The 21,972-nt window shown below is 45.2% G+C and carries 19 protein-coding genes and 2 tRNA genes; all 21 read right to left on the bottom strand.

The annotated features are described in order from the left end of the window. Positions 1-77: 77 nt before the first annotated feature. Complete coding sequence (cysK, locus tag RYO92_RS00535; RefSeq protein WP_315369127.1) at positions 78-1,016, bottom strand: cysteine synthase A; 939 nt, start codon at positions 1,014-1,016, stop codon at positions 78-80. Between the two features lie 437 nt (positions 1,017-1,453). Continuing rightward, the gene (locus RYO92_RS00530; protein WP_315369126.1) at positions 1,454-1,876 is read right to left on the bottom strand and encodes an RrF2 family transcriptional regulator; all 423 of its coding nucleotides are present in this window, start codon (positions 1,874-1,876) and stop codon (positions 1,454-1,456) included. Between the two features lie 110 nt (positions 1,877-1,986). Then, positions 1,987-4,254 carry an alpha-galactosidase gene (locus RYO92_RS00525; protein WP_315369125.1) on the bottom strand — a complete coding sequence of 756 codons (2,268 nt, stop codon included), beginning with the start codon at positions 4,252-4,254 and terminating at the stop codon, positions 1,987-1,989. Positions 4,255-4,272: 18 nt separating this feature from the next. Further along, positions 4,273-4,845 (bottom strand): DUF5662 family protein, encoded by a 573-nt coding sequence (locus RYO92_RS00520; RefSeq protein WP_308580302.1) that lies wholly within the window; start codon positions 4,843-4,845, stop codon positions 4,273-4,275. A 19-nt stretch (positions 4,846-4,864) separates the two neighbouring features. Then, positions 4,865-5,575 carry a phosphatase PAP2 family protein gene (locus tag RYO92_RS00515; protein ID WP_315369124.1) on the bottom strand — a complete coding sequence of 237 codons (711 nt, stop codon included), beginning with the start codon at positions 5,573-5,575 and terminating at the stop codon, positions 4,865-4,867. Between the two features lie 88 nt (positions 5,576-5,663). Further along, positions 5,664-5,737 (bottom strand) — tRNA-Met (locus RYO92_RS00510). 55 nt (positions 5,738-5,792) lie between these two features. Then, a tRNA-Val gene (locus tag RYO92_RS00505) sits at positions 5,793-5,865 on the bottom strand. A gap of 184 nt (positions 5,866-6,049) precedes the next feature. Further along, positions 6,050-6,697 carry a TlpA family protein disulfide reductase gene (locus tag RYO92_RS00500; protein WP_315369123.1) on the bottom strand — a complete coding sequence of 216 codons (648 nt, stop codon included), beginning with the start codon at positions 6,695-6,697 and terminating at the stop codon, positions 6,050-6,052. A gap of 111 nt (positions 6,698-6,808) precedes the next feature. Further along, positions 6,809-8,173 carry a type I 3-dehydroquinate dehydratase gene (aroD, locus tag RYO92_RS00495; RefSeq protein ID WP_315369122.1) on the bottom strand — a complete coding sequence of 455 codons (1,365 nt, stop codon included), beginning with the start codon at positions 8,171-8,173 and terminating at the stop codon, positions 6,809-6,811. Between the two features lie 89 nt (positions 8,174-8,262). After that, the gene (locus RYO92_RS00490; RefSeq protein WP_315369120.1) at positions 8,263-8,802 is read right to left on the bottom strand and encodes a YqeG family HAD IIIA-type phosphatase; all 540 of its coding nucleotides are present in this window, start codon (positions 8,800-8,802) and stop codon (positions 8,263-8,265) included. Next, a complete protein-coding gene (gene nrdR, locus RYO92_RS00485; protein WP_007157908.1) occupies positions 8,792-9,277 on the bottom strand; it encodes a transcriptional regulator NrdR in 486 nt (161 codons plus the stop codon). Before nrdR ends, RYO92_RS00490 begins: the two co-directional genes overlap by 11 nt. Positions 9,278-9,286: 9 nt before the next feature. Beyond that, complete coding sequence (locus tag RYO92_RS00480) at positions 9,287-10,672, bottom strand: hypothetical protein (RefSeq protein WP_315369119.1); 1,386 nt, start codon at positions 10,670-10,672, stop codon at positions 9,287-9,289. A 97-nt stretch (positions 10,673-10,769) separates the two neighbouring features. Beyond that, a complete protein-coding gene (locus RYO92_RS00475) occupies positions 10,770-11,681 on the bottom strand; it encodes a MetQ/NlpA family ABC transporter substrate-binding protein (protein WP_315369118.1) in 912 nt (303 codons plus the stop codon). Between the two features lie 229 nt (positions 11,682-11,910). Then, a complete protein-coding gene (locus RYO92_RS00470) occupies positions 11,911-12,579 on the bottom strand; it encodes a methionine ABC transporter permease (RefSeq protein WP_315369129.1) in 669 nt (222 codons plus the stop codon). 2 nt (positions 12,580-12,581) lie between these two features. Next, the gene (locus tag RYO92_RS00465) at positions 12,582-13,685 is read right to left on the bottom strand and encodes a methionine ABC transporter ATP-binding protein (protein WP_315369117.1); all 1,104 of its coding nucleotides are present in this window, start codon (positions 13,683-13,685) and stop codon (positions 12,582-12,584) included. Positions 13,686-13,720: 35 nt separating this feature from the next. Continuing rightward, entirely contained in the window at positions 13,721-15,106 is a 1,386-nt protein-coding gene (locus tag RYO92_RS00460; protein ID WP_315369116.1) for a Sapep family Mn(2+)-dependent dipeptidase, read from the bottom strand. 164 nt (positions 15,107-15,270) lie between these two features. Next, positions 15,271-16,863 (bottom strand): peptide chain release factor 3, encoded by a 1,593-nt coding sequence (locus RYO92_RS00455; protein ID WP_315369115.1) that lies wholly within the window; start codon positions 16,861-16,863, stop codon positions 15,271-15,273. Positions 16,864-17,004: 141 nt separating this feature from the next. Continuing rightward, the gene (gene ftsZ, locus RYO92_RS00450) at positions 17,005-18,276 is read right to left on the bottom strand and encodes a cell division protein FtsZ (RefSeq protein ID WP_315369114.1); all 1,272 of its coding nucleotides are present in this window, start codon (positions 18,274-18,276) and stop codon (positions 17,005-17,007) included. Between the two features lie 164 nt (positions 18,277-18,440). Then, positions 18,441-19,163 (bottom strand): cell division protein FtsQ/DivIB, encoded by a 723-nt coding sequence (locus RYO92_RS00445; RefSeq protein ID WP_315369113.1) that lies wholly within the window; start codon positions 19,161-19,163, stop codon positions 18,441-18,443. 109 nt (positions 19,164-19,272) lie between these two features. Then, positions 19,273-20,421, bottom strand: a complete 1,149-nt coding sequence (locus tag RYO92_RS00440) for an FtsW/RodA/SpoVE family cell cycle protein (RefSeq protein WP_314833104.1) — start codon at positions 20,419-20,421, stop codon at positions 19,273-19,275. A gap of 54 nt (positions 20,422-20,475) precedes the next feature. Then, positions 20,476-21,846, bottom strand: a complete 1,371-nt coding sequence (murD, locus tag RYO92_RS00435) for a UDP-N-acetylmuramoyl-L-alanine--D-glutamate ligase (protein WP_314999166.1) — start codon at positions 21,844-21,846, stop codon at positions 20,476-20,478. Positions 21,847-21,972: the final 126 nt, after the last annotated feature.

Genomic DNA, 21,972 nt, shown 5'->3' with positions numbered 1-21,972 from the left:
AGAGCGTGCCCCGCTTTAGAGTTATATGCTATAGAAGCGATGATTTCACTGTGATATTTCCTACTTCCTTTTATCCTTTAGGCTTCGTCGGCAAAAAGCGGAGAAGAAAGGTAACGGTCTCCGGAATCCGGAAGGATGATGACAATGTTCTTTCCCTTTGCCTCAGGGCGCTTTGCAATCTGAATTGCCGCATGCACAGCCGCTCCGGAGGAAATTCCGGTCAGTACGCCTTCCTCTTTTCCGATACGTCTTCCTGTTGCAAAAGCATCCGCATTGGAAACGGTAATGATTTCATCATAGATCTTCGTGTCTAAGGTGTCAGGAACAAAACCTGCTCCGATTCCCTGAATCTTATGCGGTCCCGGAGCCTTTCCGGAAAGCACTGCAGAATCCTCAGGCTCTACCGCGATTACCTTTACGGCAGGGTTCTTTGCCTTCAAATATCTGCCGATTCCGGTAATGGTTCCTCCTGTTCCGATTCCGGAAATCAGATAATCCACCTTGCCGTCGGTATCCTCCCAAATCTCCGGACCTGTGGTTTTCTCATGCGTCTTGGGATTTGCCTGGTTTTCAAACTGGCCGGGAATAAAACTGTTGGGAATTTCTTTCGCAAGCTCCTCTGCCTTGGCAATGGCACCCTTCATTCCCTTAGCGCCCTCTGTCAGCACCAGCTCTGCGCCATAAGCCTTCATCAAGGTTCTTCTCTCCACACTCATGGTGTCGGGCATTACAATGATGATTCTGTAGCCTCGGCTTGCCGCCACTAAGGATAAACCGATTCCTGTATTTCCTGAGGTGGGCTCAATAATTACGGAGCCGGGCTTTAAAAGGCCTCTTTCCTCTGCATCATCAATCATTCCCTTGGCAATTCTATCCTTTACAGAGCCTGCCGGGTTAAAATATTCCAGCTTCGCCAAAAGCTTTGCTTCCAAACCATCCTTTTTCTCGATATGGCTAAGCTCCAAAATCGGAGTACGTCCAATCAATTCTTCCGCTGCATGATAAATCTTTCCCATAGCATTCTCCTTTTCTTCTCTGTAAATCTGCTACTCTGTACATTCTTTACTTTGTAAAACTTCTTCTCCAAAAAGCACTATCTCTTACAAGATAAAATATTGAAGCATTTTCTTCGCAAAAAGTATAATCCACATAAACATACTAGTCAAGTATGTTTATGTGGATTATATGATTTATATGATTTATATGATTTTTAGGATTTTCTATACTATATGCGCCCCCCGGATTTTGTAATAAAAAAGAGCCATCAAACAGAGGCATTACTTTTTCAAAGCTGTATAGGTCCGAAACAGAGGCAATCTGAGCCCGCCGGTACTTGCTGAAAGTGAGCAAAGCGATACTTGAAGCTTAGTACCGCTGCGTCGGCGAGGTTAGCGAAAGCGTGCCTCTATTCGGACCTATACAGTTTGAAAAAGACTCTGTTTGTAGTAGCTCTTTATATAACAAAATCATTTCCGGCCAGATCCGGGGTAGCCAACTCCAGAAGTGTTTTTTCCTGAAAATACTCCTGAATCATCCGATCCAGTTCCTTCCATACCGGATAGGTTTTACAAGCCCCAAGACTTCCTCTTCTTTTTTCCAGATCGGAAACGGGAGAAAGAGAGCCCTCCAAGGCGGTCAGGATTTCCAAAAGAGAATATTCCGCTACAGGCCTCTTCAGCTTATAGCCTCCTCCTTTTCCCCTTAAGGCCAGCAAAAGCTCCTTTTTTACCAAAACCTTAACGATGCTTTCTAAATATTTTTCCGAAATATCCTGCCTTGCCGCAATTTCCTTCAGGGGAATATAGCCCTGCCCGTTATGTTCTGCCAGGTCAATCATAAGCTGTAGGGCATACTGCCCCTTCGTGGAAATCAACATTTTTCTTAAACCTTTCTGTCTACATCTTTTTCAAACTCTCTTGCATAAGCAATCTTTTCAAATTTGCTTCTCTTACTTATTGTTTTTTCTAAAATAAAATACTTTCTTTTCTAAATCTCTTCCATAAGAAGCAAGAAGCTGTCGTACTCTCCTTTTCCCTCCGGAAGGGGAAGACCAACCTCCATCAAGGAAAATCCGCTATAGCTTCTTTCCAGGAGTCTTTCCACAAAGGCTTCATCTTGGAAGGAGCCTCCCTGTAATAGTAAGCGCAGACGATATTTTCCTTCTCTCTTTAAGCCTTTGCAATAAAGAATTTCATTGGCTCCGTTAAAATTCTTATCCCGCCATACCACGGAAAGGCTGGCCTTCTTTTTGTCCTGTGAAACAAAGGACCAGGCGGTAAAACGTTTTCCGGATACTCTGTCTTCGGACTGAGGAGTATAGCCTCCTGTCTCTCCATAACCGCTGAGACGGTAATAGCTTCCCTCCTTCATTAAAGGCTCCAGCTCCTCCACAATGGCAATCTGCTTATGGATTTCCGCCCTGTCTTCTTCCCGGCAATCCTTAGGATCCAGTTCATAGCCGAAGCTTCCGCTCATAGCCACGATGGCTCTGGTATTCATAGGTACCACACGTCCGGTCTGGTGATTCGGCACCTGCGAAACATGGGCACCCATACATTGGATGGGATAAAGGAAGGAGGAACCGTATTGAATTTCCAATCTCTCAATAGCATCCGTATTGTCGGAAAGCCAAATCTGAGGCGTGTAATAGAGCGCTCCCAGGTCAAAACGTCCGCCTCCACCGGAGCATCCCTCAATTAATACGTTGGGGAAGGCCTCCTTTAAGCCGGAGAGAAAACGGTATAGCCCCAGACAATAGCGGTGCAAAATCTTTCCTCTTCCCTGGAAATTCACCCCATGGGAATATACGTCCATAATGCTTCGGTTCATATCCATTTTAATGTAGGAAAGGGGAACGGAACGGAAGCAGGAAATCAGGCTTTCCAATACTGCATCCACCACTTCCTTTCTGGAAAAATCCAGCACCAGCTGAGAACGGGAACGAATGGGAGACTCTCCGGGAATCTGCAAGGCATAGTCCGGATGAGCACGGTAAAGAGCACTGTCTTCATTGACCATTTCCGGCTCAATCCAAATGCCGAAATGCATACCCTCTTCTTCCAGTCTGTGTCCAAGGCTTTCCAGGCTCATTCCCAGCTTCTCTTCATTGGTCACCCAGTCTCCTAGACCGGAGAAATCCGTATCTCTCTTTCCAAACCAACCGTCATCCATCACCAGTAGATTCATACCCAGGGCTTTTCCTTCTCTTGCCAGCTCAATGATTTTTTCTCCGGTAAAGTTAAAGTAGCAGGCTTCCCAGGAATTCAGCAAAATGGGAAAATAGGGCAAAGGAGATGTGGCCGCAATATACTTCTTCACCATGCTTTGTAGCTGGTTGCTTAAGGTGCTAAGTCCATCCCCGAAGCTTAAGATCGCCTCCGGGCTTTGCAGTTCTTCTCCCGCTTCCAACAAGTAGTGCATATTGTCATTTTGCATTCCCAGGGAAACTCTGGTTCCCCGGTAGGAATCCCGCTCCACATCCAGATGGAAAGAGCTGCTGTATAAAAGGGCAAAGCCATAGCAATCTCCACTATGCTCCGTGGTGTTTCTTCCCGCCAAAATACCAAAGGGATTTTCCTGATGGCTACTGCTTCCTCTCATGGACGCAATATGCTTTACGCCCTGCTGCAAGGGTTCTCTACGGTAGAGACGCTCCATCCCGTACCTTCCGGAAAAATGAATCAGATCATAATCTCCATAGGAAAAGTCCAGGGAGAGGGAATCCAGGCGCTCCACAAAAAGAGCCTCCTCTGAAATATTTTTGATTCTGGCATTTCTGGCAATCACATCCTCATCCGGATAGAGAATGTAATCCAGCTCCACCTCCACTCTCTTTCTTTCTTCTTTTAGAAAAATGCGAAGGGTTTCACATTCCTCTACAGCCTTGGCATGAGGAAGTCCCTCCGGCTCGGATCTACCCGAAAAAATCTCTACCCGGTCAACGCGCAGGTCCAAGATCCCCTCCCCGTCAGAACCGGAAATGCTACAAGCCGGAATACGATAATCTCCATTTCCAAAGGAAGAATACTCCTGGGCCAAGGTATCCATGGAGTAGGTTCTGTCTGCATTTGCATCATAGGGATTACCGGAAAATCCTCTATCCTTATACTGGAAGAGGTAGGAAAAATCCCCTTCTCCCCTTTTTCCGTAATAATAATGCAAAAGATGCCCATAGGGACCAATGCCCATCTGGTAGCTGGTGTTTCTACTATGTAAACTAATGAGCCCCTTTTCCTTGTCGTAAACGATTGCCATACTGCACTCCCCTTTCTTTTAGAAAAAATCCTTTTCTCTTCTCCGCTTCTTTACTTCTTTTCGAAGAAAGGCAAAGCATTCCTTCTCTCCTTTATCCTTTAAAAGCAACAGCAATTCTTCCAGTTCTTTTTTTGTCCGTTCATGAATCAAGGGAGAATCCTTCATCGGCTTATAGTAAATGTAAGCACTGTCATCCCTGTATTTTTCCCCTTGATAATTCTTCGATGCGGCCACTCTGTCACAAAACATCTCCGCCACATAACGATAAGGCATAGGACAGCCTATCATACGATTGGGGTCTTGTAAATCATAGTCACACCAATATTCAAAATGATGCTTGTTTCTTCCCTTATGATGCAACCATGCCGTGGAGGTTCCCGTTTCAATCCGCTCTACGCCGTTGGGACTTTTATAGCCCTTATAAAAACGAATACCCACCCTGAATTCCGTCCAACTGTACTTGGACAAGTCATGGAGCAAGCCCTGCTTATACAGCCCAATGGAAAAGCAGTAGCGCATCACCAAAATCTTATGCTTTGTAATGGTTTTAAAATGTCCGATGGCATTTTTCCAAAAATGAAATTCTTCCATCTGTAACTCCTCTTCTATACTATCCTTCTTCCTGCATAAGGGAAGGATATTTTTTCTCCAGATACTCCCATAAACGAAAGCTGGGATAGCCGTACACAAAGCCGTAGGCAATAAAAGACAAAAGAATCGCCCCACCCACATCCAAAATAGAGTGTTGCTTTAGCACTAGTGTTGCCATACAAATCAAAAGACACAAAAGAAAGGATCCCCAAACCACCGCTTTTCCATAGGGTAGCTTTCGAATATCCCTACTTTTCATAATCGCCACATGCATACAAATGGAATTGTAGGCATGAATACTGGGAAAAACATTGGTGGGGGTGTCCACACGATATAGACCTGCTACCATGACTTGGAAAATGTTTTTATCGCTGATATAAGGCGGACGTAAGTCCGTTCCGTTGGGATAGATTTCACAAATCAAAAGACTAAAAATCATGCCGATGAAAAGATATAGGCAAACCTTATAAAAGTCCTCCTTATTGGTAAAAAGAAAGTACAGTATTCCCAGCAAAATGTAGAGAAACCACATAAAATAGGGCACAATGAAGTACTCACAGAAGGGAATCATTTCATCAATCTTCGTATGCATAATGTGGTAGCCGGTGGCCACCGTCACTCTGGACTCGATAGACTTAAACCAAAGGGGATAAATAATACCGATCCACAGGACATTGGCATAGCTGTATTTATGATAAAATCGAAGAAATTTCTGCCAAAGATCTCTCATGCTCTTCCTTTCTCCGGAATAAGGCAATTACTTGTTTAGAACAAAAAAATCGAAACGTCCCTTTTACGGAAATCGTTTCGATTTATCGTAGCGAGAGGGGGACTTGAACCCTCGACACCACGGGTATGAACCGTGTGCTCTAGCCAGCTGAGCTATCTCGCCTTAGAAAAAAATGTCCGACCCAGGCTGCGCATAACACGCAGACCGGACCGAATACTGGGGCCTACAGGGCTCGAACCTGTGACCCTCTGCTTGTAAGGCAGATGCTCTCCCAGCTGAGCTAAGACCCCCTGTCGCATTTTTTGCGACCTGTTCATATTACTAAATACAAAGCCCTTTGTCAATAATAAAATCTTTCTAAAGGAAAAATTTTTCTGCGAATTTTCCGGCGGATTTTTCTGTAAATTTTTCCATGAAAATGACTACAGGGATTTGCCAAAAATTCTCCTATGAGATTTGTGAAAAGTTCCCCATTTAGGAAGCCAGAGTTTTTAAATACTCCTCCACAAATGCCTTATACTTAGGAACCTGGGCTCCCACAATGGGCTTTCCTACAATCTTTCCTTCTTTATTAATGAAGAAAGTGGTAGGCACACCAACTACACCGGAAAGTAAATCCGCAAAATCATTGTTGGGGATGATGTTGGTAAAGTGCGCATTGGTCTTGTCCAAAATGGTATTTGCCAGCTCAATATGCTCCGCATCCTCTTTTCCGGCCACATCAGCCACCAAGCCGATAATCTGTACATTGTCCGGAAGATTTCTCTGCCACTCACCAAGCTCCGGCATCTCCTGAATACAAGGTCCGCAGAAGGTTCCCCATACATTCAGGACGGTTAAATCCTTCTCCCCGAAGATAGAGCTGTCCACAGACTCCAAAGCTAAATTCTCTGCAGTGAATTCCAAACTCTTATCGGATACGGAAAAATTGCTTGCTTTCTGCTCTCCCGCCGCTTCACTTGCTTTCTCGGATGCTTTCTCCGCAGCTTTTTCTGTAGCCTTCTCTGTTGTTGCCTCTGTTTCTGCAGAAACCTTAGTTTCTGTCTTTCCGCTATTGCCGCAAGCCGCAAGAGCCAAACTGCTTAAAATCGCCAAAGCAAGAACTAAATTTTTCCGTTTCATAATCTCTCCTTTTGTTGAAAATGATAATTCTTTGCAAGAATAGCATATTTCCTTTATAAATCCCAGCATTTCTCTAATAGATTAAAATCTTTTATTTTCTTTCTTCTTCCTTTAGATTTCCTTCGTTTTTTGACAGAATTCAGGAAAATAAAAAAGGCCTTCTTCCCTTAATAGCTTCAGCACTTCCTCCTGACACTGCTCCACAGTCTTCCCTTCCACGGAAAGCACCGCATCGGCACAGGCTTGATAGCGGTTCTCCCGCTCTTCCATAATCTTTTCTATAGAATGAAGATCCAGCTTGTTTTGTAATACCGGTCGATTCTCCGCTTCCTTTTCCAGTCTTTCCAGTACCGCCTTGGGAGAGAGCTGCAGATAAACGGTAAAGCAATGCTCCTGTAAAAGCTTACGATTTTCCTCCCGAAGTACAATTCCGCCTCCCGGGGATAGAATCATTTCCGCCTGTCCCTCATAGAGAGTTTTCTCTTCCTCTCTTATCGGAGAGTCTGCAGGAAAAGCTTCCTGCAAGTTTTGCGACAGCTTATTTTCTTCCGTCAGCACTTCCTGTAAAAGTCTTGTTTCCTCTCTCCGAAAACGTTCTTCCCCATATTGCTTAAAATACTGGGAAATCCGCATGGAAAAGCTTTCTTCCAGTCTTCTGTCCAGCTCCACCAAAGGAAGGGAAAGCTTTTGGGAAAGCATCTCCCCTAAGGTTGTTTTTCCGCTTCCCATAAAACCGATCAGGGCAATGTTTTTTCTTCCCTCCATTTTCCGCCAAAGCTTCATGTATTCTTCCATCCCGAACTGGCCGGGAGCGGAGGCGGAAAAGGCTTGCACAAAGCTATGTTTGGAGCCGGAAAGGCTACCCAGCACTCGGGAGCTCTTTCCCATTTCTCCCATAGACATACTGATTAAGTTTCTTTCCGGATGCTTATCCTTCCATTCCCGGGAGGCCAGCATAAGATTCAAAACATCCGCTTCCTGTCTTGGCATACAGGCCAGTTTCACCGTGTCCGTTCCATAGGAAGCCAGAGCGCTGAGAATCTCTCTACATTCTCCCCGGCTGGGTGTCTTTTGAAAATCATGGTAGGAGGCAATGCATTTTCCTCCCAGTTGCAAAATCATGGCGTGGCAGTCTAAAAAAGCCTGCCGTCCTTTACCGTCCAGCTCCACCTCTAAATCGATATAATCCGGATAGCCGCTTTCCATGGCCATCATATTCAGTTGAAAATAAGATTTATCATAGGGAAAGAAACCACCCTGACGCTCTGTACGAATGGTGAAAATCAGCTTCTTGTCTCCTAAAATTCTCCGAAGCTCTCCCAGAAAGTTTCCTAACTTCTCCTCACGCTTTTTCAGACAGTCATAGCGAATTTCCACCCCGTAAAGAAACGGATACAGGGGATGCAGGGCTAATGCCTTGGCATCCCTTAGAAAATCCTTTTCAGAATCCCCTGTTAAAGGTACAATCATTCCCATTTTCCCTCTTCTCCTTTTCCGCTGTGAACACCTGATATCTGCACTTTTTTCCTATGTATGCTTTTTATATGGAGACTTTTCCCATTCGACTAGGCCATTGCCGCAATTTCTTCTTGAAAGAGAGCATGCTTTCTCTGATAAGCTAAAAGAAAGGGTTTTTCCAAAATTCTTTTGAGAAGAATATGAAAATACTTTTCCTTCCCCATAGGCTTTACCAGTACAGTAGGTACTTCCGCACGATTTCCGCCCAAGATATCCGTAAACAGCTGATCGCCGAAAAAGAGCGCCTGCTCCTTTGCTATCCCAAACTGCTCCACTGCCTGTAAATACGCCTTTGCTTTAGGCTTTCCCGCATTAGGAATAACCAAATCCGCATGAACCCTGTCTTGAAATGCCCCCACTCTTTCTACTCCGTTATTGGAAAGCACCGCGGTTTTAAAACCGGCAGCCTTCATCCGATGAAACAGGGCCACCGTTTCATCTCTGGCAGGCTCATCATGCAGCACCAAAGTATTATCAATGTCAAAAAGCAATGCTCGATAGCCCTTTTGATACAGCTTTTCAAAGTCTAAGGTGTAGATGGAAGAAATGGAAAAACAGGGAAATAGTGCAAATGTCTTATTTTTCAAGTTCTTTTCCCTCCGTCTTTAAGCCTCCTCCGAGAAGCTTTCCGATTTCCTCCATAAAGGTGTTGATATCTTTAAATTCTCTGTAGACAGAAGCAAAACGCACATAGGCCACCTGATCCAGGTTTTTCAGCCTTTCCATCACCATTTCCCCGATGGTATCGGTGCTGACTTCCTTACTTTCCTGATGAAAAATTACACTTTCAATCTCATCCACCAAGGCGGAGATTTGCTTAGGAGAAATGGGGCGCTTATGGCAGGAACGAAGAATTCCCCCTTCCAGCTTGGAACGATCATAGGGCACACGACTTTCGTCCTTTTTCACCACCATAAAGGGAAGGGTTTCCGTCTTCTCAAAGGTGGTAAAACGCTTTCCGCAAACCTCACATTGTCTTCTTCTGCGGATGGCCGTATTATCATCAGCCGGACGGGAGTCAATGACTCGGGTATCCTCTGCGTTACAAAAGGGGCACTTCATACTTCCTCCTTATTCCTCATAGTCGGTATACTGTCTTCTGGCTTCTTCAAAACTCATTTTATGATTGGGATCCTGCTTGCTTTCCCCATCGGCTCCCTGCTTGCTTTCCCCATCGCTTTCAGGCTTATTTTCCTCATCGCTTTCAGGCTTATTTTCGATGGCAGTCTCCTGCTTCACCTCTGTGGCTTCCGTTCCTTCCTCGGCAGTCTCCGGCTTCGTCTCTGTAGTTTCCACCCCTTCTCCGGCGGTCTCCTCTACACCTGCCAAGTTTCGCTCTTCCTGGTCCTCGGAGATTACCACAGAAAAGCCTCCTTCATTTTCCTTAGGCTGTTCTGTAGAAACAGATTCAACTATTGCGGACTGTTCTGTAGAAGCAGATTCAACTATTGCGGACTGTTCTGTAGAAGCTCCTTCAACTGTTGCGGGCTGTTCTGTAGAAGCTCCTTCAAATGTTACGGACTGTTCTGTAGGAGCTCCTTCGACTGTTGCGGACTGTTCTGTAAGAGCCGCATCGACTGTTGAGGGCTGCTGTTCGGAAACCGCAGACTCTTCATGTCTCTGATAGGCGTCTCTGTTCGTAGCGCTTATCGTTGAAAAATCCCCTGCTCCCTTTCGATAAATTAAAGCCTGCACAAAGCCCATGTAAGGAAGCAGATAAATGGATAAATACAAAAACAACACAAAAATGGGTAAAGCCGGAGATTTTAGAATAAAGGACCACATTACCGCAATAAATCCGGCAACGGAAGTTACCAAAGAAAAATACAGAATTTGACGGAAATAAGAGAACTTCTGGCCCTTCATTACCGCAACACTTTTTTTCATATTCTGCCAAAAGCTATTTCCCTCTCCATCCCAGACGGTAAAGAAGGTCATATCAAAGAAAAGGGAGAAGAAGATTAAAACCGCAAAGCTTACTCCATAATAGGACCAGTAAATGAGTCCTTCTCCCAAGAAGTAATCTATCACTTCCTGCCCTAAGGAAATCACCGTAGAAAAGAGAAAAGCCAAGATACTAAAGCCCAGCATTCTTCCCAACAGAGGGAAGGAATTGGGATGAAAGCCGTAAAAAATCATAGCGGCATTTACCTTCTTTTCTCCCCTGGACATCTCCAGCAACATTTTTCGAAAAGAGAATCCCAATACAATAAAATAAAAAATACACACAAAAACATATAAAGCAAAAAGGATTCCCGTAAGGCTAAGACCGATTCCTCTCCTTAGCTCTCCCAAAGAAAAATCTCCGGTAAAGAGGATGAAAGGGTTAAGGAGAGAAGAAAAGAGCATGGTCAAAAGAACGAAGCCCAATAATCCCGCAATATAAGAAAGAAAAATCGTAAACCAATTTTCCCTCCAAAGTTTTCTTGCCACTCTTCTCATGTCTTTATTTTTCATATGCAAAAATCCCTTCTGGTAATCAAAATGGGACCATGAAAAAGGGAAGTCGGGGTTCCCCTTTCCTCTTTTTCACAGTCCCATGTTCACTTCGTTTTTACTGAATAGGTACTACTCCGCCATCATACTTCTTGTTGATAAAGTCCTGAATTTCCTTGGACTGTAATACTTCCACAAGAGTCTTTGCCCATTCAGCATCCTTATTCTTCTCCGCCACGGCAATAATGTTTGCGTAAGTCTGTGCAGCCTCGGAATCAGCCTTCTCCACAACCAAAGCATCAGAGGGCTTAAGGTTTGCCTGAAGGGCAAAGTTTCCGTTCATGCATGCAAAGTCTACGGAATCCAGAGAACGAGGAATCTGTGCAGCCTCTACCTCATATAACTCGATGTTGTGAGGATTCTCTACCACATCCTGCTTGGTTGCGGTAAGACCTGCTCCATCCTTTAACTTAATGATGCCGTTGTCCTGAAGCAGTAACAATGCTCTTGCCTCATTGGTGGTATCGTTGGGAACCGCAATCTTAGCGCCGTCCTTGATTTCCTTTAAGTCCTTGGACTGTCCGGCATAGATACCGAATGGCTCGTAGTGAATCTTTCCTACGGAAACAACCTTGGTGTTCTTTTCCTTATTAAACTCCTCTAAGTAAGGAAGATGCTGGAAGTAGTTGGCATCGATTTCTCCCTGATCTGTAGCCAGGTTTGGCTGTACGTAATCATTGTAGGTAACGATTTCGATTTCCACGCCCTTCTTCTTTAAAGCATCCTTTGCAGCCTCTAAAATCTCTGCATGGGGGCTGGGTGTAGCACCGATCTTGATCTTTACGGTCTCTCCCGCTTCAGCCTTCTCTGTAGCCTTTTCTGTTTCTCCGGCCTTTTCGGAAGCCTTTTCAGAAGCTGCCTCGGTCTGCTTCTCACTCTCTGCCTTAGTTTCCGCCTTCTGTCCTCCACATGCTACCAGCCCGAAAGCCAAAGCAAGGGATGCCACAAGCACTCCAATTTTCTTTTTCATAAAACTCCTCTTTTCTCTCCCCTTAGGGAGAATTCTTACCTTCCCTTCGGAAAATGTTCTTCTACTCCATTCCGCGGGTGTGCTCCCTGTTGAAAAGTCCTTTTCAACTCCCCTATGGTATAAGAAAAAATAGAAAAAAGCAAGAACTCCGAATTTAATTCAATTTTATAAATTTTTCCTAAAGCTTATCTGCCGACTTTAACAAAGACTGCCCATTTGCCTGAATATCTTAATTCAGCTTTCCTCTTTTATCACTGTACTTCGCCAGTCTCATCCAGAATTCCTGTACCAGCTGAACAATGACCACCAGTACAACCACCGCAATCAACATCATATCCGTCTGGTAACGATAGTAACCGTAGTTTAAGGCAATGGCTCCCAGACCGCCGCCTCCTACAAAGCCCGCCATAGCGGAATAAGAAAGGATGGAGGTCATACAAATTGCCGCCCCCACATAAAGACTGGGGCGAGCCTCCGGAAGCAGGACCTTAAAAATAATCTGAAAGCTGTTGGAGCCCATGGATTTTGCCGCTTCAATCACTCCGCTGTCCACTTCCTTTAGGGAGGACTCCACCATTCTGGCGATATAGGGTGCGGAAGCAATCACAAGAGGCGGAATAATCGCCTTAGGTCCCAGCGTCGTGTGCACCAGAGCCTTGGTGATGGGTAGCACCATAACCAAAAGAATCAGGAAAGGGATGGTACGGAAAATATTGGTGAAAAATCCGAGAATCCCATGAATAATCTTATTCGGTGCAATACTGCCCTCCTCCGTTACCACCAAAATCACCCCTAAGGGGATGCCGATGGCATAGGAAATCAAGGTGGAAATGCTTACCATATACAAGGTTGCCAAAGTTTCCTTGGAAAAAAGAGCCAAAAGCTCCTGCAAACTCATGCTCATGAATGCACCTCCTCATACAGAATTCCTCTTTCCTTTAGGAAGCTGAGAATCTGGAATTCATCCTCCGAATTCTCCGGCAGTTCTATAATCATCTGCCCCATGGCAATATTATCCACATCCTTGGTATTGGCAAAGAGAATATTCACCGGTGCCTTAGCGGAAAGAATCATTTCCGAAAGCACAGGCTCATGGGCGGAACGTCCGTCAAAAACCAAACGAATGCGCTTTCCGGTACCGAATCGAGTTTCCTTCTCTCCCTCTCCCAAAATCAGCTTTCTTCCGATTTCCGACTTAGGGGAACGGAAAACCTCCTTCACCGGGCCTGCTTCCGCAATCCGGCTGTGATCGATAATGGCCACCTCATCACAAATGGCTTCAATCACGGACATCTGGTGGGTAATCAAAATAATGGTCACCCCCATCTCCCGATTGATCTTCTTCAGCAATTCCAGAATCTGCTCTGTAGTTTTAGGATCCAAGGCAGAGGTTGCCTCATCACAGAGCAACACCTCCGGTTTTGTCGCCAAGGCTCTGGCGATGGCTACTCTTTGCTTCTGTCCTCCGGAAAGCTGGGAAGGGTGACTGTACTCCCTTCCCTCTAAACCCACCATGGCCAAAAGCTCCTTCGCCCTCTCCAGTCTTGCCTTCCTTTTCTTAACATAGGAAATAGGACCGCCTTTATGGGAAATTTCCAGGGGGTAGCTGACATTTTTCAACAAATTTCTCTGCTCAAGAAGATTAAACTGCTGGAAAATCATGCCCATGTTCTGCCGCATGGCAAGAATTTCCCTTTGCTTCATGGAGCCCAGGCTCTGCCCCCGGAAATAAATCTGTCCACTACTGGGCTTTTCCAAGTAGTTGATACAACGAACCAAGGTGGATTTTCCGGCACCGGAAAGACCGATAATACCCTGAATGCTTCCTCTTCGGATGGACAAATCAATCTGATCCAATGCCACAAAGTCCTCACCGTCGGTTTTAAAGGTCTTGCCAAGCCCCTTGATTTCTATAATATTTTCATTCTTCAACTCTTCCCCGGAACCCTCTACTGTATAGTTCTCTTTCGGAAGAGCCTCGTTTTTCACAATCGCTTCTGTCATTTTATCTTCCATAAATATCCCGGTGCTTCGCCGGATTATTGGCAAAGCGCCAAAATTGCCTCTCCGTAAATTTCTGCCGCCAAAAGTAGATCCTTTACCTTAATCCACTCATCAGCCCCGTGCATTCTGGTGTCTACATCCGGAAGAACCGCTCCGAAGGCTACGCCATTTTCCACATCATGCACATAGGTACCGCCACCGATTGCCAGGCACTCTCCCTTTAATCCGGTCACCTTCTCGTAAACAGAGAGAAGATTCTGTACAAAGGGGGAATCGGAGGGTACATAGTGGGGAGGAATCATTCCCTTGGTTTCAAATTGGAAGCCCTTGGCTTCTACATTTTTTCTTGCGGTATTTACACAATTCTCCTCCGTAGCACAGATAGGCACACGGGAATCGTAGGTAAAACGAAGCTCTTCTCCGTCAATGGCATAGATATCCAAGGTACAGGTTAAATCCTTACTTTCCTTATCCTCCATCTTAATGCCCAAGCCGGAGCCGTCGGTCTTTCCATAAGGGAAAAGTTCCAAAAGATGCTCTAAATCCTGCTTCAGCTCTGCTCCGATAGAGGGAAGCTTTGTGGCAAAAATCACCGCTGCAAGACCTGCATTTTTTCCAAGGTAGGGAGTTGCCGCATGGGCGGAGGTTCCGATTACCGTAACCTCATTGCCGTTTTTACCGATCTTTACCTGACACTGCTCTTCCACCGCCTGCTTTGCAGCTTGGAACTCCTCTTCTTCTAATGCAGAGAAAACAAGTACAGCTTTCTGCGGTACCGCATTTACCGCAATTCCCGCCTTTAAGGAAAGAAGACTGCTCTCCTCCTTCTCTCTCTTCTTGAAAATTGTTCCTCTAAACTGTCCCTTTTCCACGTTGATAATGGGGAACTCCGCATCCGGGGTAAAGCTCATCTCTCCGGCCTTCTCCCTGGCATAGTAATACTCTAAATCTTTGGAACCGGTCTCTTCATTGGTTCCCATAATCATACGAACGCCCTTCTTTAAAGGATAGCCCAGTTCTTTTACCGCACGCATGGCATAAAGCCCTGCAAGCATCGGTCCCTTATCGTCACTGACACCGCGACCGTAGACAATTCCGTCCTTTTCCAGCATTTTAAAGGGCTCGGTAATCTCCCAGCCTTCTCCCGCAGGAACCACATCCAAGTGTGCCAAGATATCCAGACTTCTGGGAAGCTTTGCATCCATATCCGCTGTTCCCACATAGTTTTCCATATTGTTTACGGAAAAACCGTAGCCCTCACAAAGGGACATGGCCTCCTCTAAAGCCTTCTTGGGACCTTCTCCGAAGGGTGCTCCCGGCTTTGTCTCTCCCTGAACGGAATCAATGGCAATCAGTCTGCCCAAGTCCTTAACAAATTCCTCTTCATGCTCTGCCAACCAAGTTTTGATACTCTTTTCCATAGGGTCCTTCCTTTCTTCTTGCTTAAACTTCGTATGCTCTTAGCTATACCTTTATGCCCAAGGCCTTCTCTAGCAATATTATGCATTTTGCCCTTGGGCATTCTATGCCAATATTGATATCTCCTGCCTTAAGGCTTTTTCACTGATGTTTTTTACCCCTTTTTTTAGTTTCTGGAGAACTCGCTGAGCTTTAGATTTTCATTTCTATCCAAAACCATACCGATGGACCAGGGATGGGCGAAAAGCAATAAGGGTCTATCCTTTAAGTCCTTTACCAGCTTCATATCAGAGGTTCCGGAAATGGCGGAAACATCTATTTCCGTATAATTTTCAATCCAGCGAATATGCTCGTAGGGAAGCATTTCCAAGCGCACCTCCACATTATACTCGTTTTTCAGACGGTAGGTTAATACTTCAAATTGCAGAGATCCTACAACGCCTACAATAATCTCCTCCATACCGCTGTTATACTCCTGAAAAATCTGAATGGCACCTTCCTGGGCAATCTGAGAAACCCCCTTTAGGAACTGTTTTCTCTTCATGGTATCAATCTGCCGTACTCTGGCAAAATGCTCCGGAGCGAAGGTAGGAATTCCCTCATAGACAAACTTTTTGTTGGAAAGCTCCAGGGTATCTCCGATAGAAAAGATTCCCGGATCAAAAACACCGATAATGTCTCCTCCATAGGCCTTATCCACGATTTTTCGCTCGTCTGCCATCATCTGGGTAGGCTGGGAAAGCTTCACCTTTCTGCCTCCCTGAATATGGTTTACTTCCATTCCCGCATCAAATTCTCCGGAGCAGATCCGCATAAAAGCCACTCTATCACGGTGCTTTGGGTCCATATTGGCCTGAATTTTAAAGACAAAGGCGGAAAATGCCTCCTCCACCGGATCAATCATGCCCTGGTCGGACTTTCTGGGAAGGGGAGACTTGGTCATCGCCAAGAAATGCTGCAAAAAGGTCTCCACACCAAAGTTGGTTAAGGCAGAACCGAAGAATACCGGAGTAAGTTCTCCCGCATCCACTCTCTTTTCATCAAAGGCATCCGCAGCCCCGTCCAAAAGCTCCAAATCCTCCTGTAGCTTTTCAAAGTACTCCTGAGAAATATGATTGGGAAGCTCCGGATCCTTATAATCAAAAACTTCCTTTTCTACCGCCTTCTTTCCTCCCGCATTGCTGTGGAAAAGGCTGACCTGCTCGGTTTCTCTGTCATACACCCCCTTAAAGTTATGGCCGCAGCCGATGGGCCAGTTAATAGGGCAGGTTCTGATTCCCAATACCTCCTCAATTTCATCCAAAAGGGCATAAGGGTCTCTGGCCTCTCTATCAAACTTATTGATGAAGGTGAAAATAGGGATATGTCGCATAACACAGACTTTAAAGAGCTTAATGGTCTGGGGCTCCACACCCTTTGCTCCGTCAATGACCATCACCGCACTGTCTGCCGCCATCAAGGTTCTATAGGTATCCTCCGAGAAGTCCTGGTGTCCCGGGGTATCCAAAATGTTAATACACTTTCCGTCATAGTTAAACTGAAGTACGGAAGAGGTTACGGAAATTCCTCTTTCCTTCTCAATCTCCATCCAGTCGGAAACCGCATGCTTTGCAGACTTTCTTCCTTTTACCGTTCCTGCCAAGTTGATGGCACCTCCATAGAGAAGAAACTTCTCTGTAAGGGTGGTTTTTCCTGCGTCCGGGTGGGAAATAATCGCAAAGGTTCTTCTTTTTTCAATTTCTTCTCTTAAATTCGCCATGGTTCTCCTATTTATATTTACAAACGCTTACTTCAAGCCTAACTAACCTGTCTTTTGTCTCTCTAAATCCAAGGAATCCTTAGATTCCTCCTATTACGATAAAAAAGGCTATGCCCAAGGGACATAGCCTACTTTCCGCTTTTATCTTCTCCGAAGGAAATCCGGAAGATCGATGTTGTTTTCTCTTCCTGTTCTAACTCTGCTGCTTGGGCTTTCCGGAGTCTCTACAGGTCTGGAAAGATTGACTTGCGGAGTGCTTGCATATCCCCCAAGATTAGTCTGCGTATTCTCTACAGGCACCTCCGGTCTTTGAGAAAGTCCGGGAGCAACAGGTCTTTGATTGCTAAGGAAAGAAGGAAGTCCGGGAGTAGTATTGCTTCCTGTTCCGGTATTGTTGGCAACGGAAGGAGTAATCTGTGGAGTCTGTGTATTTACCGTTCTTACAGTTTCTACAGTCTTGGTTCTCTCCTTGATACCGGTAGCAATAACGGTAATGGATACCTCATCCTGACTATCCTCATCATACATAGCACCGAAGATAATGTTGGCATTCTCGCCTACCAGCTCTTCTACATAGGAAGCCGCATCATTTGCCTCGATGAGACTGATGTCTCCGGAAATGTTGATGATAACATCGGTAGCGCCCTCGATGGTGCTCTCCAAGAGCGGAGAAGAAATCGCAATCTTTACAGCCTCGATAGCCTTGTCATCTCCCTTGGCCTTACCGATACCTACATGGGCAATTCCCTTATCCTTCATAACAGCAGAAACGTCTGCAAAGTCCAAGTTAATCAGTCCCGGTACATTAATCAAGTCGGTAATTCCCTGTACAGACTGCTGTAATACTTCGTCAGCCTTCTTCAAAGCCTCCGGAAGAGAGGTCTTCTTCTCCACAATCTCCAACAAACGATCGTTGGGGATTACAATCAAGGTATCCACCGCACTCTTTAAGGCATCAATACCTTCCATGGCATTCTTCATACGCTGCTTAGCTTCAAAGCGGAAGGGCTTGGTTACAACACCAACGGTAAGAATACCCATATCCTTCGCAATTCTGGCAATAATAGGAGCTGCACCGGTTCCGGTTCCGCCACCCATTCCACAGGTAACGAAAACCATGTCTGCGCCCTGTAATGCAGCGGTAATGTCCTCTGCACTTTCCTCAGCGGCCTTGGTACCGATTTCAGGCTTTCCTCCACATCCCAGTCCCTTAGTTAATTTCTCACCAATGGTCATAGCTGTAGAAGCCTTACTGGACTGTAAAGCCTGCTTATCTGTATTCACCCCTATAAATTCTACTCCGGCAATGCCCTCGTCCACCATGCGATTCACCGCATTATTTCCGGCACCACCAACTCCCACAACAATTATTTTTGCAGCCGCTTCGGACTCGGGAAGCTTAATTTCCAGCATATCTTCCTCCTTCAATCTATGACTTTTTTCCTTTTAGGAACGGACTCTTCTCCACATTAATCCTAACTATATCATTATAAGAATTTTCGGCATTTTGTAAAGACTTTCCTTAAGGATGATACACAGATTTCAAAGAAAGTGCAAGTTCAATTCTTCCTACAAGTTTATTTATTTTCTCGAAAGATATAGGCTTCCTTTTCTTTTCTGCCTTTAAACTCACTTAAATCCAGGGTTCCTTTCCTTCCTGAAAGAGCCGGCAGAATGTCCTTTAAGCTCATGACCTTCTGCTCCATGTCCTCATTTCCACCAAGGAGAACCCGAACCCCCCCCACATGAATAATGGCCTGCGTTCCGCTATATTCAATATAATCACAGCTGATTTTTTCCTGTTGCAGGGAAGCACTGAGATTCAAAATATCCTGAAACACTCCCTTATTTTCCACCGGAAGAGCCTTGTAAAGACTCACAGAGGAAAATTTCAGGCCCTTTACCTCCGGAATCCCGGGGGCTTTTTTCTTGGTGGATTCCACCACTACCCCGTCTCCGTCAAAATAAAAGTTGCTGGACATATATTGCACATAGCCCACCATATTTTTTTCATAGATAATAACTTCCACGCTCCAAGGATTCTTCCAACGCATTTCATACCGTTCAATAAAAGGAAGGCTTTTATGGGGACGAAACTTTTCTTTAAAAAAGGCATAGGCGGATTTCTCATCCCATTCATCTTGAAAGAGCAATGCCTTAATTTCTTTTTCGCTGTACTGCTTATTCCCCAAAATCTTCACATCCGAAATGCGAATACTGACTATCAGCAAAAGTAGTAAAAGAAAAAAAAGAATCAGTCCATAATGTATTAATTGTTTCTGTTCTTTTCTTCTGTTCATTTTCTGTTCATCTTCCCTTATCACTCCCAAAGCTTCCTTACTTCTATAGTATACATCGTCAAACGCTGATTTTTTCTTAAGTTTCCGAAAAAACGCTGATTTCCTACTCTTATTTTTCTGAAGAAATCGACTCATCCAAAGTAGTTTGATAGGAAACATTCAGGCAGATTCCGATCTCCGCCAGCAAAATCACAAGGGAGGTTCCTCCGTAGCTGATAAAGGGGAGGGTAATTCCGGTGTTGGGAATAGAGTTTGTCGCTACCGCAATATTTAAAATTGCCTGTAAAGCAATGTGGGACATCACGCCGATAACCAGCAAAGAACCGAAAAGGTCTTTGGCATTTTTTGCAATCTCATAGAGACGAAAAAGAATAAGTGCATAAACCAGCATCACGCCAAGGCCCCCCACAAAGCCCAGCTCTTCGCAAATAATGGTAAAAATCATATCATTCTGGGACTCGGGCATTATAAACTTCTGAATACTCTCTCCCAGTCCCCTTCCGAAAATGCCTCCGGAACCGATGGCATAAAGCCCCTGCAATGTTTGAAAGGTTTCATCTTCATAGGAAGAAGGATCCTTCCAGGCTAAAATTCTGGTAATCTGATAGCCGTGTAGCACCTTCATTTTTTGCAACAGCAAAGAAAGAGGATAGGCGCCAAGATACGCCGCTATTCCTCCTCCCAAGAGCATCAAATGATACTTATAGCTTTTTACCGCTACAAAGAGCATAAATGCCGCAATTCCCGCTACAATCATAGCGGTGGACAGGTTGGTATAAGCAATGATTGCTGCCGGAACCAGTGCCCAGGCTGCCGCTTTTAACATGGGAACGAAACCGTCAAGCTTCCTTCCCTTATGAGTTAAAAGAGTGGCAAAGAGAATAATAATGGCAGGTTTCATCAGCTCTGAAGGCTGGAAACGTACACCGAAAATTACAATCCAGCGGTTGGAACCGTGGGATGCCACACCAATCAGGCTGGTGACGATTACCGCCACAAAGGCTATGGCATAAATCACCAGATTTAACTTGGCAAAGATATGGTAGTCAATAAATCGGGAGGTAAAAAGCATGATAAGAAATCCAAATCCGGCAAAGAAAGCCTGTCGTTTCAGGTAAAACATCTCTCCCAAATTATCTCTTTCCGCCGTATAGGAAGAGGCGGAATACAGCATCAGTAGCCCAAAAAGGGTAATGGAAAAGACCATTACCACCAGGGAAATATCATAAAATCGTTTTAGCCTTCTTTTTCCAGCCACTGATTTCCTCCTCTTAAAGATTCTTCATGCAGTCTTTACAGTCTCACGCAGTCCTTACAGGTTCTTCACGCAGTCTTTAAAGATTCTGCCTCTTTCCTCATAGTCCTTAAACATGCCCCAGGAGGCACAGGCCGGACTTAAAAGCACGTAATCTCCGGGATCCGCATAGGCCGCGCAATCCTTTACCGCCTCATCCATATCCTCGGCAAACATCACATTCTGGAAGCCGTTTTTCTTAGCGGTTTCCGCAATCTGATTTCTGGTTTCTCCAATCAAAACCAGGTACTTTACTCTTCCTTTAAACTCCTTCACCCAGGGATCAAAATCCACGTGCTTATCATATCCGCCCCCGATTAAAACCACCGGGCCCGGCATTGCTCTAAGGGCTTGGATTGCCGCATCCACATTGGTACCCTTGGAATCGTTGTAATATTTTACACCGGAACGCTCCCGAACAAATTCAATTCTGTGCTCCACAGGCTTAAACTTCTTGCAAACCTTGATAATCTTGTCCATGGGTACGCCCATTTTCAGACCGACTCCTACGGCGCAGAGGATATTTTCATAATTATGCTTTCCCAGCAAATGCACATCCTTGGTGGTGAAAAGCTTCTCCTCCTTATCCGCCTTCTTATAATAGAAGGTATCTCCTCTCAGGAAAAGAGACTCCTTTTCCTTGGTATCCTTCGGCTCTTCCTCGGAAGAAAACCATAGCACCTTCGGCTTTAGGCTTCTTTTCTTTCCGAACTTCCGAAGCTCCGGATCCATATAGTTTAAAACGATACTGTCTTCCTCTTCCTGATTCTCCGCAATGGATTCCTTCACCGCAATATAGTTTTTCATGGTCTTGTGTCGGTCCAGATGATCCGGGGTAATGTTGGTGATGGCGGAAACATCCGGCCGAAAATCCACGATGGTTTCCAGCTGAAAGGAACTTACCTCGCAAACGGTGGCAGACTGCTCTTCTGTCTCCAGGGCCTCTGCCGTAAAGGGATTTCCGATGTTTCCCACCACATGGGTATCGCTGTATTCGCTTTTCAAAATTTCCCCGATAAGGCTCACTGTGGTGGTCTTCCCATTGGTTCCCGTTACCGCACAAAGCTTTCCCTTGCTGGATTGGTAGGCCAGTTCGATTTCTCCAATAATAGGGATTTGGGCGGTGGAAAGCATTTTCACATAAGGCTCATCTAAGGGGATTCCGGGACTGATGACAGAGGCGTTAATATGCAGCAAATCAGAGGCCAAGAGCTTGCCCTTAATCAGGCTCACCTTGTCCTTCTTTTTAAACTGGCTCAGCAAGGCTCGATCCTCAACCTTGGGGTTTTTATCGAAGAAAATCACTTCTCCCCCCATGGCAAGAATCTGCTTTGCCGCCGCAACACCGCTCCGTCCTGTTCCCAAAACCAAAATTTTCTGCTTGTCCATCTTCGTCCCTTTAACCTCTTTGAAATCCCTTTCCCTGTGCTTGTAAGTTCTGCAAAGCCCTATCTTCTCCCCTTTAGGCCTGCAAATTTATTTCCCTAAATTTTTCTTGCTCTTTTTTAGCTTTTT

Source organism: Oribacterium sinus, assembly GCF_963553175.1.
Classification (GTDB): domain Bacteria; phylum Bacillota; class Clostridia; order Lachnospirales; family Lachnospiraceae; genus Oribacterium; species Oribacterium sinus_B.
This window is presented reverse-complemented; position numbering and strand designations above follow the sequence as displayed.

Bases quoted from the DNA above. Each gene is read 5' to 3' on its own strand.
- RYO92_RS00445 (WP_315369113.1), bottom strand. From the start codon at position 19,163: ATGAACAGAAGAAAAGAACAGAAACAATTAATACATTATGGACTGATT.
- RYO92_RS00465 (WP_315369117.1), bottom strand. From the start codon at position 13,685: ATGACAGAAGCGATTGTGAAAAACGAGGCTCTTCCGAAAGAGAACTAT.
- RYO92_RS00480 (WP_315369119.1), bottom strand. From the start codon at position 10,672: ATGAAAAATAAAGACATGAGAAGAGTGGCAAGAAAACTTTGGAGGGAA.
- RYO92_RS00500 (WP_315369123.1), bottom strand. From the start codon at position 6,697: ATGAAACGGAAAAATTTAGTTCTTGCTTTGGCGATTTTAAGCAGTTTG.
- murD (WP_314999166.1), bottom strand. From the start codon at position 21,846: ATGGACAAGCAGAAAATTTTGGTTTTGGGAACAGGACGGAGCGGTGTT.
- RYO92_RS00530 (WP_315369126.1), bottom strand. From the start codon at position 1,876: ATGTTGATTTCCACGAAGGGGCAGTATGCCCTACAGCTTATGATTGAC.
- RYO92_RS00470 (WP_315369129.1), bottom strand. From the start codon at position 12,579: ATGAGTTTGCAGGAGCTTTTGGCTCTTTTTTCCAAGGAAACTTTGGCA.
- RYO92_RS00455 (WP_315369115.1), bottom strand. From the start codon at position 16,863: ATGGCGAATTTAAGAGAAGAAATTGAAAAAAGAAGAACCTTTGCGATT.
- cysK (WP_315369127.1), bottom strand. From the start codon at position 1,016: ATGGGAAAGATTTATCATGCAGCGGAAGAATTGATTGGACGTACTCCG.
- RYO92_RS00520 (WP_308580302.1), bottom strand. From the start codon at position 4,845: ATGGAAGAATTTCATTTTTGGAAAAATGCCATCGGACATTTTAAAACC.
- ftsZ (WP_315369114.1), bottom strand. From the start codon at position 18,276: ATGCTGGAAATTAAGCTTCCCGAGTCCGAAGCGGCTGCAAAAATAATT.
- nrdR (WP_007157908.1), bottom strand. From the start codon at position 9,277: ATGAAGTGCCCCTTTTGTAACGCAGAGGATACCCGAGTCATTGACTCC.
- RYO92_RS00525 (WP_315369125.1), bottom strand. From the start codon at position 4,254: ATGGCAATCGTTTACGACAAGGAAAAGGGGCTCATTAGTTTACATAGT.
- RYO92_RS00475 (WP_315369118.1), bottom strand. From the start codon at position 11,681: ATGAAAAAGAAAATTGGAGTGCTTGTGGCATCCCTTGCTTTGGCTTTC.
- aroD (WP_315369122.1), bottom strand. From the start codon at position 8,173: ATGGGAATGATTGTACCTTTAACAGGGGATTCTGAAAAGGATTTTCTA.
- RYO92_RS00460 (WP_315369116.1), bottom strand. From the start codon at position 15,106: ATGGAAAAGAGTATCAAAACTTGGTTGGCAGAGCATGAAGAGGAATTT.
- RYO92_RS00515 (WP_315369124.1), bottom strand. From the start codon at position 5,575: ATGAGAGATCTTTGGCAGAAATTTCTTCGATTTTATCATAAATACAGC.